This is a genomic window from Hymenobacter glacieicola (assembly GCF_014640315.1).
Taxonomy (GTDB): domain Bacteria; phylum Bacteroidota; class Bacteroidia; order Cytophagales; family Hymenobacteraceae; genus Hymenobacter; species Hymenobacter glacieicola.
In genome coordinates this window covers 59,824-75,105 of record NZ_BMGS01000004.1, presented here as the reverse complement: position 1 = coordinate 75,105, position 15,282 = coordinate 59,824, and the positions used below count along the sequence as shown (strand labels likewise).

The following is a 15,282-nucleotide window of genomic DNA, read 5'->3' as shown; positions in this document are numbered from 1 at the left end:
ACTACCTCACCATTTCACCATAAGCCGGTACTTCCAGGAGCCGCTCGTTGGTGCGCTGCTCGAAGTTTACGCGCCAGCAGAAGTGGCTGAGGCCGTTGGTGAGCAGCAGCAGCGGGGCCCCGATAGTCTGATTGTAAGTAGCTGCCTGCAGGGCCACGGCCGCCGTAATCGGCACCGAAGGGGCTTTACACTCGACTAGCAGCAGGGGCTGGCCGGTAGCATCCAGGGCCACCAGGTCGGTGCGCTTTTGGCGCTGGTTGTAGCGGTGGCCACGCTCCAGGCTCAGCAGGCCTTTGGGGTAGCCACGGTGGTTCATCAGGTAGTGCACCACGTGTTGGCGCACCCATTCCTCGGGCGTAAGCACCACGTTGCGGCGGCGCAGAACGTCCCAGATTAGCAAATTTTCGCTGGATTGTGTAACTTTGTGCTCGAAAGGCGGCAGGTTCAACTCTTGCATCACCTCCAAAGGTACGGCCCTGGGTAGTCAACTCCCGCTTTTCGCCCCGTACCGTCGCACCCACTCTCCCTGGGTTCCGACGGTTTTTTTGTACCTATTATTTCCGGCTGCGCGTAGCTGGTTGCGGTCCGTAGCCGCGGCCGATACCGATGCAGCCTCTCTGTAAGCAACCCATAACCACCATACCCTATGAAAACCAAAGCCGACATCGTCGAGAACTGGCTGCCCCGCTACACGGGCGTACCCCTGAATGACTTTGGCCAGTACATCCTGCTGACCAACTTTATCAACTACGTGCACATGTTTGCCGAGCAGTTCGGGGTAGAAGTACGCGGCCTGGACAAACCCATGCAGACGGCCACGGCCAATGGCATTACCATCATCAACTTCGGCATGGGCTCCCCGATGGCGGCTACCGTAATGGACCTGATTTCGGCCGTGAAGCCCAAAGCAGCCCTGTTCCTGGGCAAGTGCGGGGGCCTGAAAAACAAAACCAAGCTCGGCGACCTGATTCTGCCCATCGCGGCTATCCGCGGCGAGGGTACGTCCGACGACTACCTGCCCGCCGAGATTCCGGCCCTACCCTCCTTCCGCCTGCAGCGCGCCGTGTCGTCCATGATCAAGAAGCACGAGAAAGACTACTGGACCGGCACGGTGTACACCACCAACCGCCGCGTGTGGGAGCACGACGAAAACTTCAAGGAGTACCTGCGCCAGATCCGGGCCATGGCCGTGGATATGGAAACGGCCACCATCTTTACGGTAGGTTTCGTGAACGAAATTCCCCACGGCGCTCTGCTGCTGGTATCGGATAACCCGATGACCCCGGAAGGCGTGAAAACCTCGGAAAGCGACAAAAAAGTAACCGCCGACTTTGTGACTTCCCACCTGCAGATTGGCATTGAGTCGCTGCTGGAGCTGAAAAACTCCGGCGAGTCGGTAAAGCACATGCGCTTCGAGTAAGCAATTTGCTACCCCTTCAGAAGCCCCAATGCCTGCCCAGGCGTTGGGGCTTTTTTGTTGTGCGGAGCACGTCCTGGCTATATCCGATGCCCTGCAGAAGCAAGGTGGAAGCGTCCCGCTCGGCTGAGGTTACCCAGCTGCTTAAGTAGCTAAACTAGCTGTCATGCTGAGCGCAGCCGAGGCATCTCTACCTCTGGCTAGGCTCAGACGAAGCGGTAGAGATGCTTCGACAAGCTCAGCATGACCGTTCTTTTTATTCTTCAAGGATAATAACATCAATCCAACATTAATCAAGGCTGAGGGCACGGCGATGGGAAAGACCATCATGCAGAAGCGCAGAAGGCTCAGCAGTGCGGTCCGTAGGCCGGAAGTGCACCATCCTTGATTTCCCTCTGCAGGACAGCTCGCAAATCTGCTGAGCTGGCCGCTCAACATTCAATTTTCTACCTCAACTTGCAGCCTGCGGCAGACAATTGCCGACTCAGCCTCACCCCGCCCGACCAAATTAACCCTTTATGACCTCACGTTTCCGCCCGTTGCTGGCGCTGCCTCTGCTGCTGGGAGGCTTCACCGCCTGCCAGACTACCTCCCGCCAAGCCGCCGACGTGCTGGTGTACAATGCCACCGTTTACACCGTCGATTCAACGTTCAGCCAGGCTCAGGCTTTTGCCGTGCAGGATGGCAAGTTTGTGGCCGTAGGCACCGCGGAGGAGCTGCGCGGAAAGTTTCAGGCCAAGGAGGAAATTGATGCCAAGGGCCAATTCATCTACCCCGGTTTTTACGATGCGCACTGCCACTTCTACCGCTACGCCCTGGGCCTGCGCGACGCCGATTTGGTGGGTACCGGCTCCTGGCAGCAGGTAGTGCAGAAGCTCCAGCAGCAGCGCCAGCAGTACCCCCAGGCGGCCTGGCTGACGGGCCGCGGCTGGGACCAGAACGACTGGCCCGGCAAGCAATTCCCGACCAAAGACACCCTGGACGCGCTGTTCCCGAATACGCCCGTTTTCATTGTGCGGGTAGATGGCCACGCGGCCCTCGTCAACCAAAAAGCCCTGGACCTGGCCGGTATTACGGCCCGCACACCCATCAGCGGGGGCACCATTACCAAGGATGCGGCGGGCCGACTGACGGGTTTGCTAGTGGACAACGCCGTGGACTTGGTGACGGCCAAAATCCCGGAGCCTACCCCCGCCGAAGCCAATGCCGCCCTGCTTGAAGCCCAGCAACGCTGCGTGGCCGTGGGCCTAACCAGCCTGGCCGACGCCGGCCTCGACAAAGCCAACATCGACCAGATGGCGGCCCTGCAGCAACAGGGCAAACTCAAGCTGCGCCTCTACACCATGCTCAACCCCACGGCGGCCAATAAGCAGTTCTACTTCCAGAACGGCCCCGTGTACCAGGACCGGCTCACGGTCAACTCGTTTAAAGTGTACGCCGACGGAGCCCTGGGCTCCCGCGGGGCCTGCCTGGTGGAGCCCTACCACGACAAGCCCAAGGAAACCGGCTTCTTGCTTTCCACCGAAAAGGAATACCGCCAATTGGCCAAGGACATTGCGGCCAGCAAGTTCCAGATGAACACCCACGCCATCGGCGACTCGGCCAACCGCATTATCCTCAACATCTATGGGGAAGCCCTGAAAGGTCAGAAAGACCGGCGCTGGCGCATTGAGCACGCCCAGGTTATCACGCCGGCCGACATGCCCAAGTTCGGACAGTTTGGCATTGTGCCCTCGGTGCAGCCCACCCACGCTACCTCCGATATGTACTGGGCCGGGGAGCGGCTGGGGGCTGAGCGGCTAAAAACGGCCTACACCTACGAGCAACTGCGCAAGCAGTACGGACAGGTAGCCCTCGGCTCCGACTTCCCGGTGGAAGACATCAACCCGCTGTTTGGCTTTCACTCGGCCGTAGCGCGCCAGGATGCCAAGAACTACCCCGCCCAGGGCTTCCAGATGGAAAACGCCCTGAGCCGCCCCGATGCCCTGCGCGGCATGACTATCTGGGCCGCCCACGCCGCCTTCGAGGACAAGCAGAAGGGTAGCATCCGGCCCGGCATGGCCGCCGACTTCGTCATCCTCGACACCGACCTGCTGGAAGCGCCCAAGGAGAAGCTCCGCGGTGCTAAAGTCCAACAAACCTGGATTGCCGGCGAGAAGGTGTTTTCGACTAAGAAGTAACCCATAACAACGAGCCGTTCAACGATTCCTTACAGGAGCGTTGAACGGCTCGTTGTTATGGGTTACTTCTTAATCAGGAATTACCGAACCGGGGCTTCGTCGGCGGAGCCGCCGTAGATGGCGGGCACGGGAATGTCGAGCAGGCGTAGGTAGACGCTTAGTTGGCCGCGGTGGTGAATCAGGTGGTTGAGGACCATGGTGCGGGCCACGGCCGCGCGCGGCAGCGTCATGAGCACCTGCTCGCCCCGGCGCAACGACCAGTTGCCGTGCAGGGTGGCATCATCTACCTGCTCCAGGGCCTTATGGATGTTCTCACGGTTCACATCGAAGCGGCTCAGCACCTCATCGGTCGTGGCCGAGTTAGGCATCTGCACGGTGGTTACGTCGGTATCGGGGCCGGTCAGGGACAACTCCAGGAAACCGACCAGGTTGGCCATGTGGGAAGCCAGGCCGCCTATGGTCATGGATTTGGGGTGGGGCTGCCAGCCGAACTGCTCGGTGGGCACGCGCTCCAGCAGGCGGCGCGTGAGCTTCAACTCGTGGCGTAGCTCCTGGCTGAGCGCGGCTTGCAGGGTGGGTTGGGTGTCGGTCATGAAGTAGTACAAAGAATGGGTGAGAAATCGGGCGCTAAAGTAACTGCTACGCTAGCGGATGGTTGTGCCCGCGGCTACAAGAAAAGCCCCCCGGGCAGTCCGGTAGGGCTTTTCTTGTAGGAATAAGCAGCCGCTACTGCGCTGAGGCCGGCATACCCACATTGGGGGTAGCAGGCGGCGGGCCCAGCGGCGCGGCTGCCGATACGGGCGCATCACGCAGCTTTTTGCCGCGCAGGGTCAGCAGAAACAGCAAGCCCAGAATAAAGAACACAATCAGGGACAGAATGCTGTTGCGCATGGAGCCGGTAATCTGGGCAATGATGCCGAATACGGCCGTCCCAATTACAATACTGAGCTTTTCCGTGACATCGAAGAAGCTGAAGAATGCCGCCGTGTTGGGCGTGTTTTCGGGAATAATTTTGGAGTACGTGCTGCGCGAAAGGCTTTGAATGGCCCCCATGGTCAGGCCAATGACGGCTGCCAGCGCATAAAAAGACCAACCGGCCTGCACAAAGTAGCCCGCCACGCAAATGCACATCCAGATAAACACCGACCAGCTCAGGGCCCGGGTGTTACCGATACGCTCCGAGAGTTTAGCAAAGAGGTAGGCGCCTAGAATTCCGACAATCTGGAGCAGCAGAATCGTGACAATGAGGGCCGTGCTTTCCAGATGCAGTTCTTTGTCGCCGAAGATGGTGGCCACGTACATCACGGTTTGCACGCCCATGTTGTACGTGAAGTAGGCCAGCAGAAAGCGTTTCAGGTTGGGCAGATGCTTGAGTTGATCTACTACCTTACCCAGCTCCCGGAAACCGTTGAGCAGCCAGCCGGAATCGGCAGCGGCAGCGCCGGCGGGGCGGCCGGGGTCGGCGGGCAGGCTGAAAAACGGAATCTGGGCAAAGCCAGCCCACCAGATGCCGGTGAGCAAAAAGGCCAGGCGGGTGGCGTGCCCTTCTTCCAACCCGAGTTTATCGTGACCCATAATGAGGCCCAGGCAAATCAGCAGCAGCAGCACCGAGCCAATATAGCCCATAGAAAAGCCTCGGGCCGACAAGGAATCGTACTTTTCCTCGCTGGAAATCAGGGGCAGGTAGGAGTTGTAGAAGACAATGGAGCCGGAGAAACCGATAGTGGCCGAAATGAAGATAAAGGTGCTGGCTGTCAGCGTATCGGGCGTAAAAAAGTACAAGGCCGCGCAGGAAGCAGCGCCCAGGTAGCAGAAAATCTGCATAAACAGCTTCTTCCGCCCCGAAAAGTCGGCCAAAGAGGTCAGAAACGGGCTAACCAGAGCAATGACCAGAAAGGCGGCGGAAATGGCGTAAGTCAGCAGGGAAGAGCCGGGCACCGCAAACCCGAGGAAGTTGACAACATCGGTTTGGGGGCTGATTTGCTTGGTGATGGCGCCCCAGTAAATCGGGAAGATGGAGCTGGTAATTACCAGTGGGTACACGGAGTTGGCCCAGTCGTAGAACGTCCAGCCGCGGGTGATGCGCTTGTCGTCCTTGGGAATTGTATCGAAGGAAGGGTCCGCCGTGGCAGCCGGGGTAGTGCTCATACTAAGAAGAGGGAAGTGTGGTACCGGCCAAGATAACGGGATTTTGTGGTTGCGGTTGCCAGCTCCACATTACCCCTCAGTTTCCCCGGTCTACCTCTTATTCACCCGCCAGCAGCGCCGCGTACTGAGCCTCCGTATCTACATCAATAGCGCCGGCCGGAAACGACACCGTGGCCACCAGTTCGGGCCGCTGCTTCAGGAGCAGGCCCGCTCCCGCAGAATCGGGTAGCTGCTGGCACAGGGGCAAGGCTTCTGCTGCGAAAAACACGGGCACACCGTGCGTCCCGGCGTACGCCGTAGCCACTATGGGCCGGCCGGTGGCGGTGTGGGCTTCGGCAAGCTGGAGGAGCAGTTCCGGCGTTACGTGCGGCTGGTCGCAGAGCATAACGATAACACTCGACCAGGAGCTGCACAGGCTTCTCAGCGCAGCCATTCCAAATTTCAGCGAAGCGCCCATGCCCTGCTCCCAATCCGGACAGCACGCTACTGTTAGCGGCAACCCATCTAGTTCGGGTAGCAGGGCCTCGTGCTGAGCGCCCGTTACTACCACTACTGGTGCGCCAGCCGCCGCGGCTATGGCCGTTTGGGCAGCGCGGCGCAACAAGGACTGGCCCTGGTAAACCAAGAGTTGCTTGGGGCGGCCGAGTCGGGTAGAGGCCCCGGCGGCAAGAACTAGAATGGCGGGCATTGCATATGGAATCTTGGCTTCGCTCGAGTGGGTCGCTACAGGCTACACACTGCGTCAACCCGGCCTTCGGCTACCAGCGGGCCGTCGGCGTGCAGGGGCGGATGAATGGGGTGGGGCGAGTCGCGGAGGAAACCGGCGGGGCGGCTGGTTAGCACGGCCTGAATTTCAGCTACAATGGACAGGGCAATTTCCTCGGGCGTTTCGGCGCCCAGATTCAGCCCAACGGGGCTGTAGATGCGGCCCTGGAGCAGTTCGGCCGCGTTGGGTACTTGCTGGCGCAAGTCGTCGAGCAGGCGCTCATACTTCTTGCGGGGCCCCAGCAACCCGATGTAGCGGGTAGTGGCCGCCGGTAGCAGGTGGCGCAGCACGGCCAAATCGTAGTAATAGTTGTGCGTCATGAGCAGGGCAAAGCTGCCGTCGTGGGGCTCCTGCGCTACCTGCGCCAGGGGCAGCACGTGCACGGCATCGGCCTCCGGGAAGCGGGCCGGCTGGGCCTGGGCCGGGCGGCCATCTACTACCTGCACGCGCCAGCCCAACCCCGCCGCCAGCCGTACCAGCGGCTGCACGTCGTTGCCGGCCCCGTACACGGTCAGGCGCACCGGGGGCCGCAGTATTTCCAGACTCACGCGCACCGTACCGGCCGCCGCGGCGTAGTGGCGGGTAGCGGGCTGCCCGGTGCCCAGGGCCGCGCGGGCATCAGCCAGAACCAACGGATACACCGTGGCCTGGGCGGAAAGCGTGCCCTGAACGGCTCCATCGGGGGTAAGCAGCAGGCGCTGGCCCACTTCAACCCCAGCCCCAGCCCCGGCTACGCCGAATACGGTGGCTATAACCGCGGGCTCCTCTACCCCTTCGGCCCAGCGGCGTAGCAGCTCCACGGGGTTGTCGGGGTTTTGAAAATCGAGGGGTTCCAGCAGAATCTGGACGATGCCCTGGCAGCCCAAGGCCGCCCCGAACTGCAGGTCGTCGTCGGGGTCGGTGGAGTCGTAGGTTACGACCGTGGGGCGGCCCTGCTGAATGGTGCGCCGGGCGCGCTGGCGCGCGTCGCCTTCCAGGCAGCCCCCGCTAATGGCGCCCGTTAGCTTCCCCTCATCCGTCACGAGCATGCGCGCGCCGGGGCGGCGGTAGGCGGAGCCCGCCACGTCGACCACCGAGGCCAGGGCACAGGCCCGGCCCGCGGCGCGGTGCTCATCGTAGGCGCGCAACAGGCGCTGGAGTTCAGTCATGACAAGTAAGCAGGTATTTTCCTAATCAGGCAAAAGCAAAAGCGGGTTTCGAAGGCCAGAGGCTACCCAACCGACCCCAGCCGGCCAAGCAGAGAATACGCGGCGCAGGTGCGGTAAGTTTAACTGTCCAGCTACTACCGCACCGCAACTGGCTAGCCTCCCTCCTATCTACCCGCCAGCAAACCAGGTGTAAACCACGCTGAGTACTGGATGTTTTACAACTAAAATATATAATACTCTATGTGTAAAATTTTATTTATTCGCTGGATACTACCAATAGTCTCAATTAGTATTACCAATTTACTATCCCACTTAACTACTACTTCATGTTAAAATCATCCACAACGTTTCGTTCCTTTTCTTTATTGAGCCTCGGCCTCGTTCTATTAGCTGGGTGCAGCAAGGAAGACATTCGGGTGGCCGAGCCCCAGAATAGCCTTAGCAGCGCCGCTACTGCCAGCTCCGAGACGGTAGTGCGCCGCAGCCACCAGTATATCATCCTCTCCTCTACGGATCAGCTGCCCACCGATTTGGTGAGCCAGACCCAGGCGGCCAACGGTACCATTACCGAGCAGTTGCCCGGCGCCGGCCTGGCCCTGGCTACTTCCACGGACCCCGACTTCGCGGCTAAAGCCGGCCGGATTGCGGGTGTGCGTTCCGTTATTCATGACTTTAGCTTTCAGGGGTACAATCCCGAAGCCGCCCGCGGGGTAGAGGCCGTGCAGGATGCTGATAATACCAACCCAGCCAGCTCCGGCGACAACGACCGGTTTTTTCCGCTGCAGTGGGGCCACACGGCCATTCAGGCTCCCGAAGCCTGGAACACCGGGGCCCGCGGCCAGGGCGCGCTGGTAGCCGTACTGGATGGTGGCTTCGACTTAAACCACCCCGACCTGAGAGCCAACATTGTGGGTGCTGAGTCGTTTGTGACTGGCGAAAAGGCCCAGTTTGTGGGCGCCGGCTTTAGCCACGGCACGCACACGGCTGGCACCATTGCCGCCGTCGACAACAACATCGGCGTGATTGGCGTGGCACCGGATGCCAAGCTGCTGCTGGTGAAAGTGCTGCGTGATAGTGGCTCAGGCTCCTTCTCCTGGATGATTCAGGGCATTTACTACGCCGTATCAAAGCAGGCCGACGTAATTAACATGAGCCTGGGCGCCGCTATTCCGCGCAACAGCAAGTTCCGCGACGACAATGGTACGCCCAATGATACCTCCGACGATACCTGGGTAAACGAAACCAAGGAAATTCAGGAGCTGCTGGTAGCCATCAGCAAGGCCACTACCTACGCTACCAAGAACGGAGTAACGGTAATTGCCTCGGCTGGTAACGACGCCAACAACGGCCAGCGCGACCAGGATCTGGTGCACATCCCCTCGGGCGCTACCAACGTTATTTCGATTTCGGCTACCGGTCCTTTGGGCTGGGCTCTGAATCCTTCTACCTCCCTCGACCGGGTAGCCTCCTACACCAACTACGGCACCTCCGACGTAACCTTTGCTGCTCCCGGCGGCGACGCGGAATACCCGGGCAACGAAATTGTGACGGTAGCGGGCGTGCGCCAGTACGCCTTCGCCTTCGACATGGTGTTTAGCTGCACCAGCCTGGGCCGCTATAGCTGGTCGGCGGGCACGAGCATGGCGGGCCCGCACGCGGCCGGTGTGGCGGCGCTTCTCGTGGGCAAAAACGGGGGCCAGATGGATCCCACTCAGGTTCGGGCCGCCATGCGCGCCTCGGCTGATGACCTCGGCAAACCCGGCCGCGACCCATACTACGGCTACGGCCGCGTGAATGCCTACCGGGCGGTAACCCAGCCTGCCAACTAGGCTCCAGGCAGCTTTTTACCTGCTTTACGTGTCAACAAAAAGGCCGTTCCCAGCTGGGAACGGCCTTTTTGTTGCATTGCCAGGTTGACTTCAAGGCTCTTCGGTCAGCAACCTGCTGGCCTTACGCCTGCACCATTTTGGTTTCCAAGACTTTGTCAGGCGTGATGGGCAGGCTGCGGATGCGTTTGCCGGTGGCGTGAAACACGGCGTTGGCCACGGCCGCCGCTACGCCTACCATCGAAATTTCCCCGATACCTTTCACGCCCATGGCGTTGATGTAAGGGTCGTGTTCCTCCACGAATTCTACCGTCATGTCGGGAATGTCGGCGTTGACTGGAATGTGGTAGTCGGCGAGGGTGGCGTTGGTGTAGCGGGAGAAGTTCTGGTCGCGGGTGGTGGCCTCCATCAGGGCCGAGCCAATGCCGAAGATGCTGCCGCCGATAATCTGGCTGCGGGCCGTTTTGGCGTTCAGGATGCGGCCTGCCCCGTGCACGCTCACCCAGCGCGTAACGCGCACGGTGCCCAGCTCAGGGTCTACTTTCACCTCGCAGAAGTGCGCCCCGAAGGAATGCATGGAATGGCCCGCCATATCGTCCTGGTGGCCGGAGTTGGCAGGGCCTGCCGCCAGCCCCGACTCGTAGCCGGCGCCGTACTTGCCGTTGCCGGTGCCCTCCATGTCGGCGGTTTCGTTGCGCTTCATTAGGGTAGCAAAGTCCTCGCCTTTGGTTTTGTCGGCCTTGAGGGCCAAGCGGCCGTTTTCTACCACCACGTCGGCGGGCTTGGCCCGGAACAGCGGCGACTTTTTATCGGCCACGGCCAGCTTAATAAGCCGCTGCCACACATCCTGAGCGGCCATGTAGATAGACGACGACACGGTGCCCGCCGCCACTGAGCCGCCCGAGTTGGGGGCCGTGGGCAGCTTGGTGTCGCCTAGCTCAAAGCGCACTTTGTCCGGGCTGAGCCACAGGGCATCGGCCGCTACCTGGGTCATGACGGTATAAGTGCCCGTGCCCAGGTCGGTGGCGCCGGTTTGCACCAGCGCGTGGCCGTCGGCATACAGGCGGACCCGAGCGGTGCCTTGGTTGTTGTGCACGGGATAAGAAGCCGTGGCCATGCCCCAGCCCACCAGCAGCCGCCCGTCGCGGGTGGCGCCAGCCTGGGGGTTGCGCTTGCTCCAGCCAAAGAGCTCAGCCCCGCGCGCGTAGCACTGCTTCAGGCTCTTGCTCGACCAGGGTTTACCGGTGCTGTGGTCTTTCTCGGCGTAGTTGCGCAGCCGGATTTCCAGCGGATCAATGCCCAGCTGGTAGGCCAGATCGTCCAGGGAACACTCGATGGCGAAGGAGCCGGGAGCCTCGCCGGGGGCGCGCGTGAAGGTGGAGGTCATCACATCGGCCCGGGCCAGCTGGTACGTGGCCTCGAAGTTGGGGCAGGCGTAAAGCAGGTTGATAATGCGGCTGTTCGGCTCGGCATAATTATCCCAGGGCGAGGTAGTAGAAGTCTTTTCGTGGATGAGGGCCAGGAGCTTGCCTTCCTTGGTGGCACCTACTTTCAGGGTCTGGGTCTGGTCTTCGCGGTGGCCCATGCTGGTAAACATCTGCGGACGAGTGAGGGCCAGCTTCACCGGCCGGCCCACGGCCTTGGCCGTCTGCACCGTCAGGATGGTGTGGGGCCAGGAGGAGCCCTTGCACCCGAAACCGCCGCCCAGGTACTTCGTGACTACGCGGACCTGCTCGGCAGCTAAGCCCAGCATGGTACTCAGCGCCTTTTGGGTTCGGGTCACGCCCTGCGTCGATTCATAAACCGTCAGCCGGTCGGGGGCCTCCCAGTGGGCGGTGGTAGCGCCCGGCTCCATGGGGTTGTGGTGGTTGATGGCGTGCACGTAGGTATGCGTGAGCTGCACCGGAGCCGCCGCGAAGGCCGCTTTGGGGTTGCCGCGCACGGTGTGGCCCGGGGTCTTGCCATCTTGCACCTTTTGGGGGTCAAACAGCTCGGCGCGCGGATCAGTGTAGGAAGCCAATGGCTTTTCGGCAGTAATATGTACCTGCACCAGCGTGGCCGCGTGCTGGGCGCGCTCCAAGGTATCGGCCACAATAATAGCTACCGGCTGACCGGCGTAGTGCACTTGGTCCGAGGTGAGGGGCAAAAACCCCATGGGGGCACCAATGGCCTTTTTGCCGTCGGCATCGTTGGGCGTTTTGGCCAGCTTAGGCAGATTCTGGTGGGTGAGAACGGCCACCACGCCCGGTTCCTTAAGAGCCGCACGGGTATCGATGCTCTGGATGCGGCCCTTGGCTACGTCACTGGTTTTGAGCACGGCGTGCACCAGCCCCGGCAAGCTGTTAAACTCAGCCGAGTAGCGGGCCTGGCCCGTTACCTTGGCCCGACCGTCTACCCGGTCCAGGGGTTGCCCCACTGAGCCAGCCGTGGGGTTGGTATCAAAAAAAGTAGGTTCGGTATCCATAAGAAGGTAGGGCTACGTGCGGATAAAACAACGCTTCAGCAGGACGTAGGAAAGCCGTAACCTTGCTCAGCGTTGTTGAAAGTAAAGGTGCCTGGTGGCAGTATTCAGCGAATCTGGCAGAGGAATGCGGGGAGTACTACCCGGCCACTTTCCGCAAGGCCTGCACGAGGGTATTCTGGGCCAGCTCCACTTTGTAGCGGTTGTGCTCCCGGGGCTGGGCCCCGCGCAGGGCCGCGGCGGCGGCCGCCCGGAAAGTGGCTTCGGTGGCGGGCTGGCCGGTCAGGACCTGTTCTGCCTCCCGGCTGCGCCAGGGCTGGGCCCCTACCCCACCCAAGGCCACGCGGGCCGCGCGAATAGTGCCGGCCTGCACGTCCAGGCCCACGGCCGCCGAAGCCAAAGCATAGGCATAGCTGGCCCGCTCGCGCACTTTCAGATAAGTAGAACGCTGCGTGTGGGCCGCCACGGGCACGGTAACGGCCACAATCAGCTCGCCGGGCTCCAGCACCGTTTCCCTTTGTGGGGTAGTGCCGGGTAGCAGGTAGAAGTCGTTCAGGGGCAGCTGGCGCTGCTTGCCTTTGGCGTTTTGCAGCGTAAGCACGGCATCAAAAGCTACCAGGGCCACCGAAAGGTCACCGGGATAAGAAGTAGCAATGCAACTCTCACTCACGCCCAGAATAGCCAGGTTGTGGTTGTCTCCGTCCAGAGCCGGGCAGCCCGAGCCGGGCACGCGCTTGTTGCAAGGAAAGGCCGGGTCGCGGAAGTAGCCGCAACGGGTGCGCTGCAATATGTTGCCCCCAATGCTGGCCATGTTGCGCAGCTGCGGCGAGGCCGCCAGCAGCAAGGACTCCGACACGGCCGGCATCTGCTGCTTCAGCAGCGCATGCTCGCCTACCTCGCTCATACGCGCCAGGGCCCCAATGCGCAGCCCGTCCGAGGTTTGCTCGATACCAGTGAAAGGCAGCGGGTTGATATCGATGAGCTGAGGGTGTTCTTCCAAGCCCGCCTTCATCAGGTCCAGTAGCGTGGTGCCGCCGGCAATGTAGGCCGCCTGGGGCGTGGTTTTGCGCCGGGCAGTGGCTTCTTTGGCCGAGCCGGCCTGGGTGTAGCTGAAGTTGTTCATGGAATTAGCCTTTGGCAGATTGGCCGGCCACTTCGCGCACGGCAGCAACAATGTTGGGGTAGGCCCCGCAGCGGCAAAGGTTGCCGCTCATATACTCCCGGATTTCCGCCTCGGAGCCGGCGTGGCCTTCCCGCACGCAGGCCACGGCCGACATGATTTGGCCCGGGGTGCAGTAGCCGCACTGCAGGCCGTCGTGCTTTAAAAATGCCTCCTGCATGGGGTGCAGTTGCTCGCCCTGCGCCAGCCCTTCAATCGTGGTTACTTCCTTGCCCTGGGTCATGATGGCTAAGCTGAGGCAAGCCAGGGTGCGCTTGCCGTCTACGTGCACGGTGCAGGCCCCGCACTGCCCATGGTCGCAGCCTTTCTTAGTGCCGGTCAAATCCAGGTACTCGCGCAGGGCGTCAAGCAGACTTACCCGGGGCTCGGCCTGAATGGTGTGCACTGTGCCATTGACTTTAAGTTTGATGGCGGACACCCCCTCAACCGTTTTGGAGTAGGCCGTCAGGCGTTCGGCCTGGGCTACCAGCGGCGGAGCCAGGGCTAGGCCCAGGATGCCACCGGCCTGCTTCATAAACGAGCGGCGTGAACCATCGTCGGGCCGGGGCTCCTGGGGTGGAAGCCCACCCGGGTTATCGGGGGAAGGAAATGTCGACATAGAAGTAGATAGTTGAAAAGCGCACACCACACACCAACCGGAGAAGAAAACCACCGCTTCCTACGGTGCCAGCCTGCAGGGCTCAACCACAACACGTAGTACTCGAGGCGGCCTCAGGCCTGACTTGCCTATACGTTATGCTCTGCGTATTGTTCAGGTACCTACATAGGTCCGCACCCGGGGCAGGGGCGCATTAGCAGCCTGATCTACAATCCAGTACCTACCAACTACTACGGATGATAGACTGAAAGTAGCCGCACATGCTGGGCTACAACGGCGGGTAACTACCGAGAGGCGAAGGGAAAATTTTACTGGACTTACTTCACGCAACAGGCCGAAATCCGCGAGCTGCAGATTTCGGCCTGAAAGATGTGCTTTGACAAAAAGCGGCTACTAGCGGGTTGTGGTACCGGAAGTAGTAGAGCCGGATGTAGTTGAGCCAGAGGTAGTGCCGGTAGTAGTACCCGATGTGGTACCTGTGGTGTTGCCGGCGGTAGTGCCCGTGCTTGTACCTGTAGTAGTGCTACCGCTGGTAGAGCCCATGGTAGTAGAGCCGCTGGTGCTGCCAGAGGTAGTACCGGTAGTTGTGGAGCCCGAAGTGGAGCCGCTGGTGGTAGCATCAGTGCCCGAGGGAGAATCGGTGCTGGTGCTGGAACAGGAGGACAGCGCGGCGCCGGCGCAGAATAGTACCGTGAATAAGCGGACGGACCAGGAGGAAATCTGCGTCTGTTTCATAGGAAGGAGGTTAAGTGAGAAATAGAATTCAGGCAGAGAGTCAGCCTAGTAGGGTGCGTATACGCAGCATATTTCAAAAACGATAATAAATAGCAATAAAATACTTTTCGGAAACGACTTTTTGCGGCTACTCTACCCGCTAGAGCATACCACCCTGGTCAAAATGTAGGCGCAAACATTTAGCACGCAACGCCATTGTCAAAACGCTTGGGTTAAGGCCTTATAGCTGAAGACAATAAGTAGTGGTAGAGCCTTGATAACGATTCGCTACGTCGCGCCCCTTTTTTGCCTTTAGGCAGTAGCAATTCGGTGGCGGGTGTCACGGTAAACGTATGCAGGTTACTCCTGGCTTAAACCAAGTGGAAGATGAAGCCACAGCCGAGGTGTACGCGTATCTTTGGGTATGAAACCCCCACTATTTCACCCTGGGCAGGAAGTTATCTGTACGAATGATGATTTCACCCTGTTGTTGGTGCAGAACCCCAATATTCAGACGCCCAAACGCGGACCTATTTACACGGTGCGCGGCGTCTACGACACGCACCGCGGCTACGGCATTACCCTGGCTGAAATCAATAATGCCGGAGTAGCCCCTGGATTCCCGGAAGCCAATTTTCACGAATCCCGTTTTGCGCCCGTCCCTCCCCTAGAAGAAATTGATATAGCCGAAGCCATTGAGGAAAGCGTGACGGTGTAAATCAAAAGACGCTAGCTTAAATGGGCTATGATGTTCTTATGTGAGGAGGCAAACTATGTTGCAAGAAAACAAGCCGCACGGGTCAGGCTGTAGATTCAGGCAGGCTTTCAGTTCTTGCTCTAAATA

Annotated in this window: 13 protein-coding genes; 4 read left to right on the top strand and 9 right to left on the bottom strand. The window is 60.3% G+C overall.

Translation table 11 applies throughout. The annotated features are described in order from the left end of the window. Position 1 precedes the first annotated feature (1 nt). On the bottom strand, positions 2-457 hold the full coding sequence (locus IEW18_RS08345; protein ID WP_188557384.1) for a type I restriction enzyme HsdR N-terminal domain-containing protein: 456 nt from the start codon (positions 455-457) through the stop codon (positions 2-4). Between the two features lie 189 nt (positions 458-646). Here IEW18_RS08345 and IEW18_RS08340 point away from each other — a divergent pair, with 189 nt between their 5' ends. Next, positions 647-1,420, top strand: a complete 774-nt coding sequence (locus tag IEW18_RS08340) for an AMP nucleosidase (protein WP_188557383.1) — start codon at positions 647-649, stop codon at positions 1,418-1,420. A 515-nt stretch (positions 1,421-1,935) separates the two neighbouring features. Beyond that, entirely contained in the window at positions 1,936-3,597 is a 1,662-nt protein-coding gene (locus tag IEW18_RS08335) for an amidohydrolase (protein WP_188557382.1), read from the top strand. Between the two features lie 80 nt (positions 3,598-3,677). Here the strand turns inward: IEW18_RS08335 and IEW18_RS08330 are convergent, their stop codons facing one another. The 4 genes from IEW18_RS08330 to IEW18_RS08315 all read right to left on the bottom strand — a co-directional run bounded on the left by IEW18_RS08330 (position 3,678) and on the right by IEW18_RS08315 (position 7,659). After that, entirely contained in the window at positions 3,678-4,190 is a 513-nt protein-coding gene (locus IEW18_RS08330; protein ID WP_188557381.1) for a DinB family protein, read from the bottom strand. Positions 4,191-4,323: 133 nt separating this feature from the next. After that, complete coding sequence (locus IEW18_RS08325) at positions 4,324-5,745, bottom strand: MFS transporter (protein WP_188557380.1); 1,422 nt, start codon at positions 5,743-5,745, stop codon at positions 4,324-4,326. 97 nt (positions 5,746-5,842) lie between these two features. Continuing rightward, a complete protein-coding gene (locus tag IEW18_RS08320; RefSeq protein ID WP_188557379.1) occupies positions 5,843-6,433 on the bottom strand; it encodes a nucleotidyltransferase family protein in 591 nt (196 codons plus the stop codon). 35 nt (positions 6,434-6,468) lie between these two features. Then, positions 6,469-7,659: an XdhC family protein gene (locus IEW18_RS08315; RefSeq protein ID WP_188557378.1), complete on the bottom strand. Its 1,191-nt coding sequence runs from the start codon at positions 7,657-7,659 to the stop codon at positions 6,469-6,471. A gap of 326 nt (positions 7,660-7,985) precedes the next feature. On the opposite strand from IEW18_RS08315, the gene IEW18_RS08310 reads away from it, so the two are divergent. After that, a complete protein-coding gene (locus IEW18_RS08310; protein ID WP_188557377.1) occupies positions 7,986-9,488 on the top strand; it encodes a S8 family peptidase in 1,503 nt (500 codons plus the stop codon). Positions 9,489-9,609: 121 nt separating this feature from the next. Here IEW18_RS08310 and IEW18_RS08305 read toward each other — a convergent pair whose 3' ends face one another. From IEW18_RS08305 to IEW18_RS08290, 4 genes are all read right to left on the bottom strand, one after another. Beyond that, on the bottom strand, positions 9,610-11,949 hold the full coding sequence (locus tag IEW18_RS08305) for a xanthine dehydrogenase family protein molybdopterin-binding subunit (protein WP_188557376.1): 2,340 nt from the start codon (positions 11,947-11,949) through the stop codon (positions 9,610-9,612). Positions 11,950-12,085: 136 nt separating this feature from the next. Further along, positions 12,086-13,069: an FAD binding domain-containing protein gene (locus IEW18_RS08300; protein ID WP_188557375.1), complete on the bottom strand. Its 984-nt coding sequence runs from the start codon at positions 13,067-13,069 to the stop codon at positions 12,086-12,088. Between the two features lie 4 nt (positions 13,070-13,073). Next, a complete protein-coding gene (locus IEW18_RS08295; RefSeq protein ID WP_188557374.1) occupies positions 13,074-13,724 on the bottom strand; it encodes a (2Fe-2S)-binding protein in 651 nt (216 codons plus the stop codon). A 393-nt stretch (positions 13,725-14,117) separates the two neighbouring features. Continuing rightward, positions 14,118-14,459, bottom strand: coding sequence for a hypothetical protein (locus tag IEW18_RS08290; RefSeq protein ID WP_188557373.1), 342 nt, complete (start codon positions 14,457-14,459; stop codon positions 14,118-14,120). A gap of 403 nt (positions 14,460-14,862) precedes the next feature. On the opposite strand from IEW18_RS08290, the gene IEW18_RS08285 reads away from it, so the two are divergent. After that, positions 14,863-15,156 carry a hypothetical protein gene (locus tag IEW18_RS08285; RefSeq protein WP_188557372.1) on the top strand — a complete coding sequence of 98 codons (294 nt, stop codon included), beginning with the start codon at positions 14,863-14,865 and terminating at the stop codon, positions 15,154-15,156. Positions 15,157-15,282: the final 126 nt, after the last annotated feature.

Bases quoted from the DNA above. Each gene is read 5' to 3' on its own strand.
- IEW18_RS08345 (WP_188557384.1), bottom strand. From the start codon at position 457: ATGCAAGAGTTGAACCTGCCGCCTTTCGAGCACAAAGTTACACAATCC.
- IEW18_RS08340 (WP_188557383.1), top strand. From the start codon at position 647: ATGAAAACCAAAGCCGACATCGTCGAGAACTGGCTGCCCCGCTACACG.
- IEW18_RS08335 (WP_188557382.1), top strand. From the start codon at position 1,936: ATGACCTCACGTTTCCGCCCGTTGCTGGCGCTGCCTCTGCTGCTGGGA.
- IEW18_RS08330 (WP_188557381.1), bottom strand. From the start codon at position 4,190: ATGACCGACACCCAACCCACCCTGCAAGCCGCGCTCAGCCAGGAGCTA.
- IEW18_RS08325 (WP_188557380.1), bottom strand. From the start codon at position 5,745: ATGAGCACTACCCCGGCTGCCACGGCGGACCCTTCCTTCGATACAATT.
- IEW18_RS08320 (WP_188557379.1), bottom strand. From the start codon at position 6,433: ATGCCCGCCATTCTAGTTCTTGCCGCCGGGGCCTCTACCCGACTCGGC.
- IEW18_RS08315 (WP_188557378.1), bottom strand. From the start codon at position 7,659: ATGACTGAACTCCAGCGCCTGTTGCGCGCCTACGATGAGCACCGCGCC.
- IEW18_RS08310 (WP_188557377.1), top strand. From the start codon at position 7,986: ATGTTAAAATCATCCACAACGTTTCGTTCCTTTTCTTTATTGAGCCTC.
- IEW18_RS08305 (WP_188557376.1), bottom strand. From the start codon at position 11,949: ATGGATACCGAACCTACTTTTTTTGATACCAACCCCACGGCTGGCTCA.
- IEW18_RS08300 (WP_188557375.1), bottom strand. From the start codon at position 13,069: ATGAACAACTTCAGCTACACCCAGGCCGGCTCGGCCAAAGAAGCCACT.
- IEW18_RS08295 (WP_188557374.1), bottom strand. From the start codon at position 13,724: ATGTCGACATTTCCTTCCCCCGATAACCCGGGTGGGCTTCCACCCCAG.
- IEW18_RS08290 (WP_188557373.1), bottom strand. From the start codon at position 14,459: ATGAAACAGACGCAGATTTCCTCCTGGTCCGTCCGCTTATTCACGGTA.
- IEW18_RS08285 (WP_188557372.1), top strand. From the start codon at position 14,863: ATGAAACCCCCACTATTTCACCCTGGGCAGGAAGTTATCTGTACGAAT.